The following is an 11,489-nucleotide window of genomic DNA, read 5'->3' as shown; positions in this document are numbered from 1 at the left end:
CTTAAGTGATGATCGGCAGCGTTTTGACGTCGTAGGACAACGTGATCGTGTCTGCGGTCGTCGGATCGTGTATTTCCATGCGGTATTGCCGGGCCGGGCGCACGCCGCCAATGGCCGCCAACGTGCCGCACAACATCGCCGTCCCGTCCGCCATACCAGCCCCTTCGCAAAGGTCCGTCAGCGGGCGAATACCGGCCAAGGTTCCGTCCTGATAAAGCACCTCCTGCCCGTCCTCTTCGATCCAGCATTTCAGGGTGATCTGATCGAGGTGATCCATGATAGCGTCAAAATCCCAAAGTGCGGTTGCAACAGGTTTGGCACAGGCCTGTTTGGAAGCCGCAACAGAGTGGCGTTCCAGATCCCGATCAGTGTGATCCGAAGCCAGACCAAGGTAGCGTTTGCCGTTCTGCTGGATCAGCAAAGGTTCGACCTCGCCCGATGTGCCGGTTCCCAGCACCTCTATGCTCTCGGATTGGCACAAAAGCGTATGCGAGACCCTGTAATATAGGGGCACCTGACTTGGCGGCGCGATACCCAACATGGCCAGTTCGTCGATATGGTGCTGGACTGCCTGCAAATTTCGACCGGTCCACCCGGCTATGACAACCGATTGGATTTCCAATGGGAGGGGCGTGTTGCCAAGGCTGAAATCAACGCGCATGTTGTGAGGTCCCTTCGTCATACCAATTCCGACCACATCGTCGGGCTGTGGCCTTTTTCAATCTTGCAACGCGTCAGATTTTGTTACGCACCAACAAGTTGTTTCCGATCTGATCGTGACTTGGTTGCGCGTCATTTGCACTAACAAATTCAAGACTGGCAGGACTAGTCGGCTGATGCCTGTTGGCGCAAGCGCGCAACGGCGCACGCGTTTTGACCTCGGGGTGGCTAGCCCGGTGTCGTCATATGCAAATGGCGGGTGACCAAAGAAACCTCTGCGCAAATTCAACCTGACGTTTAACGCATGTTCTGGTCCAAAATATTGCAAACGCCCCGCAGTTTCCCACGAGGCGCTTTTAATTTCCAACGGCAGGTTCCAAATCTGCATCAATTGCCGATCCGGGGCTCCGCCCGTGAACACCTGAATTGATCCACTGGATCAATTCCTAGACGGTGTTCACCCCTTTTCCTCGATGATCTCGACCATGTGAGACACCGATTCAACCATGCCACGTACGGAAGGAGTATCTTCCAATTCGCGGGTGCGGTTCATCTTGTTCAAACCCAGACCGATCAGCGTTGCGCGCTGCTTGGCGGGGCGGCGGATGGGGGAACCCACCTGCTTAACGACGATTGTTTTCTTAGCCATCTGTCAGTCTCCTTACGCGTCTGCTTCGGCAGCGGCTTCGGCCGCGGGGGCCTCGTCACGCTTGGGCAGGATGTCAGCGACTTTCTTGCCACGACGCTGGGCGACAGAGCGAGGCGATGCCTCTTTCGTCAGGCCGTTCATCGTGGCGCGGATCATGTTGTAGGGGTTCTGCGAACCGATGGATTTGGACACGACGTCCTGCACACCCAGCATTTCGAAGACGGCACGCATTGGACCACCGGCGATGATACCCGTACCGGCTGGTGCCGTGCGCATCACGACCTTACCAGCGCCGTGACGGCCCTCGATGTCGTGGTGCAGTGTACGACCGTCGCGCAGCGGCACGCGGATCATCTGGCGCTTGGCCTGTTCTGTCGCCTTGCGGATCGCTTCGGGCACTTCTTTCGCCTTGCCCTTGCCAAAGCCGACACGGCCCTTCTGGTCACCCACAACAACGAGGGCTGCGAAGCCAAAGCGCTTACCGCCCTTGACTGTCTTGGACACGCGGTTGATGGCGACCAGACGGTCGGCAAATTCCGGTGCTTGTTCTTCACGGTTACGGCCGCGGCCGCGATTTTCACGTTCTGCCATGGGGCATCCCTTTGTTTTTGTGGGCGAAAGGCCCGATTGTCCGATCGCAGTGTCCCGAAACTGATCCGGGACCTCGATCATCGAGGGCGCACCACTGGCGCGCCCTGCAAGTCTTAGATTTTCAAGCCACCTTCACGGGCAGCATCGGCCAAAGCCTTGATCTTGCCGTGAAAGAGGAAACCACCACGGTCGAAGTACGCCTGTTCGACGCCGGCTTTCTTGGCACGCTCTGCGATTGCAGCGCCCACCTTTGCAGCGGCTTCGATGTTGTTCTTGCCGACCACGCCCAGATCTTTTTCCATCGACGATGCGGATGCGAGTGTGACCCCGTTCGCATCGTCGATCAGCTGGACGCTGATGTTCTTGTTGGAGCGGTGCACGGACAAACGGGGGCGACCCACGTTTGCAGTAACGTTCCGCAGCTTGTTCCGAACGCGCATACGGCGCTTCAGAAACAGTTGTCTCTTGCTGTTTGCCATGATGCTGGTCCTTACTTCTTCTTGCCTTCTTTGCGGAAGATGTACTCGTCCTTGTACTTGATGCCTTTGCCTTTGTAGGGCTCTGGCTTGCGCCAAGCGCGGATGTTCGCCGCGACCTGACCCACAAGTTGTTGGTCGATACCTTCCACAGTGACTTCGGTTGGCTTGGCGGCTGTCACGGTGACACCCTCCGGCACTTCGAAGTTCACGTCGTGGCTGTAGCCCAGTGACAGTTTCAGGACGTTGCCCTGCATCTGTGCACGATAACCGACACCGGAAATCTCAAGCTCTTTCTTGAACCCTTCGGTCACGCCTGTGACAAGGTTCTGCACCTGCGTGCGGGACATGCCCCACTGCTGGCGCGCGCGCTTTGAACTGCCGCGTGGATCCACCTTGATGGCGTTTTCGCCCATCGAAATGGTCACGTCGTCGGTGGCTGTGAAGCTGCGGGTGCCTTTCGGCCCCTTCACTTCAACCGTTTGGCCGCTGACCGAGGCTGTGACGCCAGAGGGCAGATCGACCGGTTTTTTACCAATACGAGACATGTTTGCCCCCTTAGAAGATTGTGCAGAGCACTTCGCCGCCAACGTTGGCTGCGCGTGCGTTTGCATCTGACATCACGCCCTTTGGGGTCGAGACAATCGACACACCAAGGCCCTGACGGACACTTGGCAAGTCATTTGCGCCCATGTAGACGCGGCGACCGGGCTTTGAGACCCGCTTCAATTCACGAATGACGGGTTCGCCTTCGTAATACTTCAGCTCGATACGGATGGCCGGGTGGCCGTCCTTACCGTCGATCTTTTCGTAGCCGCGGATGTAACCTTCGTCTGCGAGTACGTCCAGAACCCAGGCGCGCAGCTTGGATGCCGGTGTTTCAACCGATGGCTTGCCGCGCATCTGGTTGTTGCGGATGCGTGTGAGCATATCGCCGATAGGATCGTTCATTGCCATAATGTGCTCTCCTTACCAGCTTGACTTGACCATGCCGGGAATCTCGCCATTGGAACCAAGGTCCCGCAGCGCGATCCGGCTGATCTTCAGTTTACGATAGTAGGCGTGTGGACGCCCGGTGAGCTGGCAACGGTTGTGCAAGCGTGTCGGTGCGGAGTTGCGTGGCAATTTTGCCAGATCAAGGGTTGCCTTGAACCGCTCTTCCACAGGGACGTCCTTGTCGTTGATGATTGCCTTCAGTGCTGCACGCTTTTCAGCATACTGCGCCACCAGCTTTTCACGCTTACGTTCGCGTGCGATCATGGATTTCTTAGCCATATCTTTTTCTCTCCTGGCGCTTAGCTGTTGAACGGCATGTTGAAGTGCTTCAACAGTGCCTTTGCTTCAGCGTCATTTGTGGCGGTGGTGCAGATGACGATGTCCATACCCCAGTTCTCATCGATCTTGTCAAAGTTGATCTCTGGGAAGATGAGGTGTTCCTTGATGCCGGTGGCGTAGTTGCCGCGCCCATCAAAGGATTTGCCGGACACGCCGCGGAAGTCACGAATACGTGGCATCGCAACAGTGATCAGACGGTCGAGGAATTCGTACATACGATCGGCACGCAGCGTAACCTTCGCACCCAGTGGCATGTCTTCACGGACGCGGAAACCAGCGATGGATTTCTTTGCCACGGTCGTCATGGCCTTCTGGCCTGCGATGGTTGTCAGGTCTTCCTGCGCGGTCTTGGCTTTCTTGCTGTCACGGACAGCTTCTGCGCCGCAGCCGATGTTCAGGACGATCTTGTCCAGACGCGGGATCTGCATGTCGTTCTTGTAGCCGAACTCTTCCTTCATCGCCTTGCGGATAGTGTCCGCATAAAGCGCTTTCAGGCGCGGGGTGTAGTTTGCGGTATCAAGCATCAGATCGCATCCCCTGTTGACTTGGCAAAGCGCACCTTGTTGTCGCCATCCATGCGGAAGCCGACGCGCGAAGGTTTGCCGTTTGCATCTACGATTGCCAGGTTGCTCAACTGGATCGGCATCGCCTTTGGCGTGCGCCCACCCTGAGAGTTCTGGGATTGCTTCTCGTGACGGATCGCCATGTTGACGCCGTCAACGACAGCTTTGCCGGACTTGGGATCAACAGATTTGATTTCGCCTGTCACGCCCTTGTCCTTACCGGCAAGCACGATGACCTTGTCACCTTTACGGAGTTTCGCAGCCATGGTTACAGCACCTCCGGAGCGAGCGAGATGATTTTCATGAAGTTTTTCGCACGCAGTTCACGCACAACCGGCCCAAAGATACGTGTACCGATGGGTTCGTTGTTGTTGTTGAGGATCACAGCGGCGTTCTTGTCAAAACGGATTGCTGTGCCGTCTGCGCGACGGACTTCTTTGGCGGTGCGTACGACGACGGCCTTGCGGACGTCACCTTTCTTTACGCGGCCGCGTGGAATGGCCTCTTTCACCGAAACGACAATGATGTCTCCAACACTGGCGTAACGACGGTGAGAACCACCCAGAACCTTGATGCACTGAACACGGCGCGCGCCGCTGTTGTCAGCAACATCCAGATTGGTCTGCATCTGGATCATTTGGTTTCCTTCCGACCTATAGGGTCAATCCCGATTTCCGACCGGGCCCCTAGGGTTTCGTTGAACCGGGTGCGATCTTAGTTGGCGATCACTTCCCAGCGTTTGGTTTTCGACTTGGGGGCACATTCCTGAATACGGACTGTGTCACCAACGTTGAATGCGTTGTTTTCGTCGTGTGCGCGGTACTTCTTGGACTTACGCACAGTCTTTTGCAGCAGCGGGTGCTTGAAGCGACGTTCGACAGACACGGTGACGGTCTGCTGGTTCTGGTTGGATGTCACGACACCCTGGAGGATACGCTTAGGCATGGTCTTATGCCTCCCCTGCTGCGGCTTTCGCCTTTTCGTTCAGAATGGTTTTGACACGGGCCGCGTTCCGGCGTGCCTGGCGCATCGCAGATGTGTTTTCCATCTGGCCTGTGGCCTGCTGGAAACGCAGGTTAAAGGCTTCTTTCTTCAAGTTGGCGAGTTCCTCGCGCAACTGATCGGGTGTCTTGTCCCGCAGTTCTTTGGCGTCCATCGGACGGCTCCTTTATCAACATCACCGGCAGGCCGCAAAAGCGTGACCCCGAATCCCGGTGGAGTGGGTGAAGTGCGCCGTATAGGAGGGTTGGCGGGATGTGGCAAGAGGGTTGTTTAACCAATCAAGTCTCTAACCCGGGCAACAACTTTTTTGGCCAATTCCTCTCTGCCTTCGCCATTGTTCAAATAAGTAACGCATCGAAGAGAACGAAGGTCAAAGGGCACGTGTTCCATTGATTGAGTAATCAATATGACCTCCTTACCCAAGCTGTGCGCAATACCCGTTTCATAGAAAACATTCGCATTCATGCCACTCAGATCGCATACAACGACACGAGCAGTACAGATTAACTCGATAACGTCCTCCATGATGTGGGAATTCTTCCAAATGTCATCGGCCCTATTGCACCGCAAACCCTCACCTTCAATAGCTCTCTTTAGATTGGCATAGACCTTGTCTGAAGATGCATCGAAAGGCATCATGACCGATATCAGATCACTCTTAACTGGATTGCGACTCAGCCGAAAAACTGATGGCTGGAAGGGTTGCCTGACACCAGCGCGCAACAAGACTTCAAACAAATCTACGTCTTTCAATGCCCAGTGATTTCTCGAAAACTCAAAGCTCGCGATATCAAGCTCTTCGCTCAAATCATAGATTTGCCGGTTTGTTAGTGCCGGTAGATCCGGATCGACGACGTAGTAGGCTTTGACTTCTCGGCCTACTTTGCTGATCTTAATCAACTTTCCAATTCTTGCAGGCTCGTCATCATAGCCTTCCCCCATAAAAATTGCTGGGTATTCGAGCAATTCTAGATCGGTAAGGTCTTTAAATTTTTCTATATTTGCTTCTGAGGTGTACTCTAGAAACCGTCCATATTCACAGCTGACTTGGTTCTGAGAAAACGAGCCTTCTAAAACGACTAAATGATACAAGTTTGACCTCGATTATTCAAAGATACGGATTTCATCCATAGCGCGAGTAACCACAACTAAAAACAGGAAATTGCCCTCTCGCTGCGGATTGATGTTGCCCGGCATAACCAGGCCGCGCCCGTACTGGGCACCGCCCGTTCTGCGCCTGAATAGGTCCACTGGGCCTTTTCAATTCGGCTTGCCCCCCCCCGGAGGGCGCATTGGCGATATCACGCACAAAACACCCGACATACATGCTTTGAGGTGCGACGCTGATCCACACGGGCAAACGCCCTCCAGGTCGGGCGCGGCCCTTGTGTTGTGAGGCGCTCTAATTGCTACCGGGTGCTGCTCTCATCGCTTTTGTTCCAAAAGCGACTGCCGCCCACTGGTTGCTTATCACGAGTTGCGATATGCAACTCTGATGATCACAAACCTCTTCACCACCCCGCTCTACCGCGCGGCTTTGTCCCCGGACATCGACCAGCGTGAACTCACCCAATCCTGCCTTGTCATCGCCGATGACGACGAGGCCGGGCAGGACTGGTGCGAGGCGAACGGGTTTCCAGGATATACCTCCTATGCATCCCTGTCCGACCTGCCGTGGCGGTTTCCGATCTTTGCGGATGTGGTCAAAGCGCTGGACACACACGTCGCGGCTTTCGCCAAGGACTGTCATTTCGATCTGGGGGACAAGGCGCTGAAGCTTGAGGACATTTGGATCAATATCCTGCCCCCCGGCGGCATCCACACGGGGCACATCCATCCGCACTCGGTTATCAGCGGGACGACCTATGTCGCGCTCCCCGAAGGTTCTGCAGCGATCAAGTTCGAAGACCCGCGCCTGCAGATGATGATGGCCGCCCCGCCGCGCACCAAGGATGCGCCAGAGCATCTGAAGCCCTTCGTCTATATCGCACCAGAAGTGGGCGAGGTGCTGCTTTGGGAAAGTTGGCTGCGCCATGAGGTGCCGATGAACATGTCCGAAGAGGACGAACGGATTTCGGTCAGCTTCAACTACAAATGGGACTAGCGGCCACTACGTCAGGCCGCCACAAAGGCCGAGACGCGGTCGCGGAGTGCATCCCAATCGGTAAACTCATGCGTGCCTTGCGCCGGATCGTAATCCTTGCCGCGCAAGATGACGTGGCGCAGCACTTGTAGCGCATAATAATCACAGCGGTCTGTGTGCACGGCCCCGGGGACAAGCATTTCCTCGGTCGGGGTGAGGCCGGTGCGCAATTCCATTTCCTCGACGTATTCCTGGGCCTCTTCGACGCCTTCGGGAAAAGCAGCGTTCAGGCTGACCGACAGCAGCAACGTGGGCCGCTGGGCAAGATCATCCCTTTGTGCGGCGATGGTTGTTTCAAACATCTTGGGGTGGCGCCGTTCATGAACGGACGCGGCAAGGATCACCTTGTCGACCCCGTCAAAGGACGCCGGCGGCGCGGCGCGGTCACCGGTGTTCACAAGCGTCACATCCTGCCCAAGGCTCTGGATATGGTCGGCGATAAAGTTTGCAATTTTTCCGGTTTGCCCTTCGATCGTGCCGTATTCGATCAGAACCGCCATGGCCTCCTCCTGCATTGATGCGCAGGAAAACGATAGCATCTGCGCCCAAAGCGCGGATTGTTCTGGATCAAACGCGGCGGATCAGTCCGTGGCGGGTTCGATCATGTTGACGCGCGCGGCATGCCGCCCGCCTTCGAACGCTGTGGACACAAAGGCATCCACGATATCCAGCGCCAGCCCTTCACCGATCACCCGCGCACCAAGCGAAAGCATATTCGCATCGTTGTGCGCACGGATCATGCGGGCCGAGAACGTATCGGAACAGACACCGCAGCGGATACCTTTGACCTTGTTGGCGGCCATCATGATCCCCTGCCCTGTTCCGCAGAGGATAATGCCAAGGTCGCAATCCTTTGACGCCACCCGCTCTGCCGCGGCCTGCCCGTGCTTGGGGTAGTGCGTGCTTTCCGGCGTTGTCGGGCCGATATCCACCACGTCATGCCCCTGTGCTGCAATATGGGTCGCGATGGTCTGGCGCAGCGCGATGGCGGCGTGATCGCTGGAAAGAACGATGCGGGGCATGGGTGATCCTTTGGCTTTTGGCGTTGTTTGATGTGCTTGCCTGCCGACTGTCAAGACATGGAAATGCGTGCGGCATGGAACCCAACGCGGTTTCGGCGGTTTGCTCTTTAACGCAAGCGGAGTGAGACATGTCCTCATCGAAATCACATGACCAGATCTGGGACGAATGGCGCGATCTGGTGAACATGGCCCCGGCCACGCTTGAAGACTGGCTGGACACCGAGGAATCCAAATCTGTCGGTGACAATGACGACGGCGAAAGCACGGGTCACAAATCGGGCCGGCGCATCGTGAAGATCAAGCGCACCAACAAGGACGAGCTGACCGACGATCAGTGGGACCATATGGCCACCGTCGTCGGTTACATCAAACGTCATTTGTCGCAGGGCGGACCGGATGACGATGTCAAGAACTCGGACTGGCGCTATTCGCTGATGAACTGGGGCCACGACCCGCTTAAGGAGGACAGCTGATGTCATCCGCCAAGAAAAGCGACCCCGAGCTTTGGGAAGAGGTCAAGGAAGAGATCACCCAAAGCGACAAGGGCGGCGAGCCTGGCCAGTGGTCGGCCCGCAAGGCCCAGCTTGCCGTGCAGGAATACAAGAAGCGTGGCGGCGAGTATGAAGATGACGGCCCCGATCAGGACGAAACCGATCTGCATGAATGGACCGAGGAAGACTGGGGCACGAAATCCGGCGAGGACTCGGGCGAGAGTGGCGAACGCTATCTTCCCAAGAAAGTCCGCATGCTGCTGACCGAAGATGAATATGCCCGTTCGACCCAGAAGAAAAAGGACGGGTCCAGACAATTCGTGGATCAGCCGGACGATGTGAAGGAAAAGGTCGCCCAGATCAAGGACGGCGGCCCGACCAAGGACATGTTGATGGAACGCGCGCAGGATCTCGATATTTCCGGCCGGTCGTCCATGGACAAGGATGAACTGCTGGAGGCCATCGAAGAGGCCACGGATGAGAACGGACGCGGCAAGAATTCTGTGACCGCGCTGGAAGCAAAGTCAAAGGACGAACTCTACGATGTCGCGCAAGAGCGCGAGATCGAGGGACGATCCGATATGACAAAGGACGAGTTGGTCGACGCGCTCGCGGACGATTGAGTGACGGCTGACAACTCAGAAGGGACCGGCAACAGCAATGTTGCTGGTCCCTTTAGGTTTTCAAACAAACTTTTTGCGGTGTGACCGGTTCGACTGGGCGCATTGACCCATGCGGACTGATCGGACGACGCCGTTTGTCAGGCAACGCCGGTTCTATTTCGCCTTCTTGGCAGCCTTTTCCTCGCGCGTCAGCTTGTTACCCCACACGTTGTTTGACAGGCCCAGATCGTCGGGCATGGGTTTGGTCTTGCCCTTCGTGACCTTGCCGCCTTTGTTCAAGAATTGCTGGATAAGATCGTCGTCAGTGGTGGGCTTGGGGACGTGCTTCATGGCGGTGGCTCCCTAACTGGTTGAGAGGAGCGTAACGAGGGACGCTCCGGTTGTGAAGAAGCCATCAGCCCATCGAACCTACCGTGCGCCAACCTCATTCGGTTTGCGTTGCGTTATCGCGGAAAGCGACCCCCATCGCGGCGATGAGGTTTAAGATTATCCTGCCTGCGTGAACGGCTTTTAGATGATGTGTCGTTGCGCGCGGTGTCGCACGGTCAACGGCTCAACTCATCGCCAGTGAGTATTGCTGCGCATCGCTCCATTGTCGCGGCGACTGCCCGTACATGCGTTTGAACTCTCTGCTGAATTGAGACGGGCTGACATAGCCCACGCCCATTGCTGCTTCGTTTACGGTCATGCCACCGGCTATCTTCATCGCAGCACTGTTGAGGCGCGGTCTTCGATAAGCTGTTTGATCTGTACTTTGCTCATGGGGCCAAGTTAACCCTTCTCGGTCAGCCATGAAAACCGCGGTGATACAATCAGGCAAGTATTCGCGACTAACTAGCCTATTTTCGACATCTCTTGAGATTTATTTACTCTTCCAAGACAGAAATTATCATCGCACGGCCGCAAGTCCGACACCACAAGGAGCAACACAATGCCAGACACAACTTTCGGAGCCAAAGGCTGGACACCTGATCGCCTCGGCTCACTTGCGGGCAAAACATACGTCATCACCGGAGCCAACGCGGGTGCTGGATTTCAAGCCACACGCATCTTTCTGTCCAAGGGTGCCAAAGTCGTGATGTTGAACCGCAGCGCCGAAAAATCGACCGCTGCGATCAAGGAATTGAAAGTTGAATTTGGCACCAAGGCCGATGTGAGCTTCGTGCGCATGGACCTGTCCGAACTGGCAAGCGTCCGCAAAGCGGCAGATGAGGTTCTGCAAACCGTTCCCCGTATTGACGCACTGATCTGCAATGCGGCGATCGCACAGGTGCCGACACAAAAGCTCACCGTTGATGGGTTCGAAAGTCAGCTTGGCACAAACCATTATGGTCATTTCGTGCTGTGCGGGATGCTGTTCGACCGGATCGAACAGAGCAAAGGCCGAATAGTTGTCGTCGCCAGCCTCGGCTATAATATGGGGATCAAGACGATCCAATTCGACGATATGAATTGGGACAAAAACTATAGCGCCAACCCGGTTTATAGCCAGAGCAAGCTGGCGCAGATGATGTTCGCATACGAGCTGCAGGATCGCCTTCAAGGGACGGATAAGGACGTTCCGGTGTACGTCTGTCACCCGGGCTCTTCGGCAACCTCGCTGATTACCACCAGCGGCAACTGGCTGACCAGGCTGCTTTTCAGGCTGATGACCCTTACGCCGATGGTGCAATCCGCCGAAAAGGGTGCCTATCCCGAAGTCATGTGTGCCACCGAGGACGGACTGGAACAGCGCGCGCTTTATGGCCCGACGGGCCGGATGGAATTCGTCGGACCGGTCGGCAAAGGCACGCTCAATCCTCACGCTTACGACAAGGCCGTCATGGAAAAACTTTGGGCCGTGTCCGAAGAAGCAACAGGGTTCAGCTGGGATCACTAAACAAGATACGCGCGAGGCGTACGCTGCTTATCACTTGTCATAGCAGACATCCGAT

At 56.1% G+C, this 11,489-nt stretch carries 21 protein-coding genes; 4 read left to right on the top strand and 17 right to left on the bottom strand.

Annotated features, from left to right (window positions below; translation table 11 throughout):
• Position 1 precedes the first annotated feature (1 nt).
• From BMY44_RS17600 to BMY44_RS18310, 13 genes are all read right to left on the bottom strand, one after another.
• On the bottom strand, positions 2-682 hold the full coding sequence (locus BMY44_RS17600; protein WP_423219762.1) for a DUF2848 domain-containing protein: 681 nt from the start codon (positions 680-682) through the stop codon (positions 2-4).
• Between the two features lie 435 nt (positions 683-1,117).
• Positions 1,118-1,309, bottom strand: coding sequence for a 50S ribosomal protein L30 (gene rpmD / locus BMY44_RS17595; protein ID WP_089997281.1), 192 nt, complete (start codon positions 1,307-1,309; stop codon positions 1,118-1,120).
• 12 nt (positions 1,310-1,321) lie between these two features.
• The gene (rpsE, locus tag BMY44_RS17590; RefSeq protein ID WP_089997336.1) at positions 1,322-1,900 is read right to left on the bottom strand and encodes a 30S ribosomal protein S5; all 579 of its coding nucleotides are present in this window, start codon (positions 1,898-1,900) and stop codon (positions 1,322-1,324) included.
• Positions 1,901-2,013: 113 nt separating this feature from the next.
• On the bottom strand, positions 2,014-2,379 hold the full coding sequence (gene rplR, locus BMY44_RS17585) for a 50S ribosomal protein L18 (RefSeq protein ID WP_089997280.1): 366 nt from the start codon (positions 2,377-2,379) through the stop codon (positions 2,014-2,016).
• An 11-nt stretch (positions 2,380-2,390) separates the two neighbouring features.
• A complete protein-coding gene (rplF, locus tag BMY44_RS17580; RefSeq protein WP_089997279.1) occupies positions 2,391-2,924 on the bottom strand; it encodes a 50S ribosomal protein L6 in 534 nt (177 codons plus the stop codon).
• Positions 2,925-2,934: 10 nt separating this feature from the next.
• Positions 2,935-3,327 carry a 30S ribosomal protein S8 gene (gene rpsH, locus BMY44_RS17575; RefSeq protein WP_089997335.1) on the bottom strand — a complete coding sequence of 131 codons (393 nt, stop codon included), beginning with the start codon at positions 3,325-3,327 and terminating at the stop codon, positions 2,935-2,937.
• Between the two features lie 18 nt (positions 3,328-3,345).
• Positions 3,346-3,651 carry a 30S ribosomal protein S14 gene (gene rpsN / locus BMY44_RS17570; RefSeq protein ID WP_089997278.1) on the bottom strand — a complete coding sequence of 102 codons (306 nt, stop codon included), beginning with the start codon at positions 3,649-3,651 and terminating at the stop codon, positions 3,346-3,348.
• Positions 3,652-3,671: 20 nt separating this feature from the next.
• Entirely contained in the window at positions 3,672-4,235 is a 564-nt protein-coding gene (rplE, locus tag BMY44_RS17565; RefSeq protein ID WP_089997277.1) for a 50S ribosomal protein L5, read from the bottom strand.
• Positions 4,235-4,540, bottom strand: coding sequence for a 50S ribosomal protein L24 (gene rplX / locus BMY44_RS17560; RefSeq protein WP_089997276.1), 306 nt, complete (start codon positions 4,538-4,540; stop codon positions 4,235-4,237). Before rplX ends, rplE begins: the two co-directional genes overlap by 1 nt.
• Before the next feature lie 2 nt (positions 4,541-4,542).
• A complete protein-coding gene (rplN, locus tag BMY44_RS17555) occupies positions 4,543-4,911 on the bottom strand; it encodes a 50S ribosomal protein L14 (protein WP_089997275.1) in 369 nt (122 codons plus the stop codon).
• A 77-nt stretch (positions 4,912-4,988) separates the two neighbouring features.
• A complete protein-coding gene (gene rpsQ / locus BMY44_RS17550) occupies positions 4,989-5,219 on the bottom strand; it encodes a 30S ribosomal protein S17 (RefSeq protein WP_089997274.1) in 231 nt (76 codons plus the stop codon).
• 4 nt (positions 5,220-5,223) lie between these two features.
• Positions 5,224-5,430, bottom strand: coding sequence for a 50S ribosomal protein L29 (gene rpmC / locus BMY44_RS17545; RefSeq protein WP_089997273.1), 207 nt, complete (start codon positions 5,428-5,430; stop codon positions 5,224-5,226).
• A 116-nt stretch (positions 5,431-5,546) separates the two neighbouring features.
• Complete coding sequence (locus tag BMY44_RS18310; protein WP_207510589.1) at positions 5,547-6,368, bottom strand: hypothetical protein; 822 nt, start codon at positions 6,366-6,368, stop codon at positions 5,547-5,549.
• Positions 6,369-6,771: 403 nt separating this feature from the next.
• Here BMY44_RS18310 and BMY44_RS17535 point away from each other — a divergent pair, with 403 nt between their 5' ends.
• Positions 6,772-7,380, top strand: a complete 609-nt coding sequence (locus BMY44_RS17535; protein ID WP_089997272.1) for a TIGR02466 family protein — start codon at positions 6,772-6,774, stop codon at positions 7,378-7,380.
• An 11-nt stretch (positions 7,381-7,391) separates the two neighbouring features.
• Here BMY44_RS17535 and BMY44_RS17530 read toward each other — a convergent pair whose 3' ends face one another.
• Both BMY44_RS17530 and rpiB read right to left on the bottom strand, forming a co-directional pair.
• Positions 7,392-7,919 (bottom strand): flavodoxin domain-containing protein, encoded by a 528-nt coding sequence (locus tag BMY44_RS17530; protein ID WP_089997333.1) that lies wholly within the window; start codon positions 7,917-7,919, stop codon positions 7,392-7,394.
• A gap of 81 nt (positions 7,920-8,000) precedes the next feature.
• Positions 8,001-8,441 carry a ribose 5-phosphate isomerase B gene (rpiB, locus tag BMY44_RS17525; protein ID WP_089997271.1) on the bottom strand — a complete coding sequence of 147 codons (441 nt, stop codon included), beginning with the start codon at positions 8,439-8,441 and terminating at the stop codon, positions 8,001-8,003.
• A 128-nt stretch (positions 8,442-8,569) separates the two neighbouring features.
• On the opposite strand from rpiB, the gene BMY44_RS17520 reads away from it, so the two are divergent.
• Entirely contained in the window at positions 8,570-8,914 is a 345-nt protein-coding gene (locus BMY44_RS17520; protein ID WP_089997270.1) for a DUF3140 domain-containing protein, read from the top strand.
• Positions 8,914-9,555: a Rho termination factor N-terminal domain-containing protein gene (locus BMY44_RS17515; RefSeq protein ID WP_089997269.1), complete on the top strand. Its 642-nt coding sequence runs from the start codon at positions 8,914-8,916 to the stop codon at positions 9,553-9,555. Before BMY44_RS17520 ends, BMY44_RS17515 begins: the two co-directional genes overlap by 1 nt.
• 153 nt (positions 9,556-9,708) lie before the next feature.
• On the opposite strand, the gene BMY44_RS18255 is transcribed toward BMY44_RS17515, so the two are convergent.
• Together BMY44_RS18255 and BMY44_RS18485 are read right to left on the bottom strand one after the other, a co-directional pair.
• Positions 9,709-9,885, bottom strand: coding sequence for a hypothetical protein (locus tag BMY44_RS18255; RefSeq protein WP_165611879.1), 177 nt, complete (start codon positions 9,883-9,885; stop codon positions 9,709-9,711).
• Positions 9,886-10,108: 223 nt separating this feature from the next.
• Positions 10,109-10,348 carry a helix-turn-helix domain-containing protein gene (locus tag BMY44_RS18485; protein WP_278246587.1) on the bottom strand — a complete coding sequence of 80 codons (240 nt, stop codon included), beginning with the start codon at positions 10,346-10,348 and terminating at the stop codon, positions 10,109-10,111.
• 138 nt (positions 10,349-10,486) lie between these two features.
• On the opposite strand from BMY44_RS18485, the gene BMY44_RS17505 reads away from it, so the two are divergent.
• On the top strand, positions 10,487-11,434 hold the full coding sequence (locus BMY44_RS17505; RefSeq protein WP_089997268.1) for an SDR family oxidoreductase: 948 nt from the start codon (positions 10,487-10,489) through the stop codon (positions 11,432-11,434).
• Positions 11,435-11,489 lie beyond the last annotated feature (55 nt).

The sequence above is a fragment of the Cognatiyoonia koreensis genome (assembly GCF_900109295.1).
Classification (GTDB): Bacteria; Pseudomonadota; Alphaproteobacteria; order Rhodobacterales; family Rhodobacteraceae; genus Cognatiyoonia; species Cognatiyoonia koreensis.
This window is presented reverse-complemented; position numbering and strand designations above follow the sequence as displayed.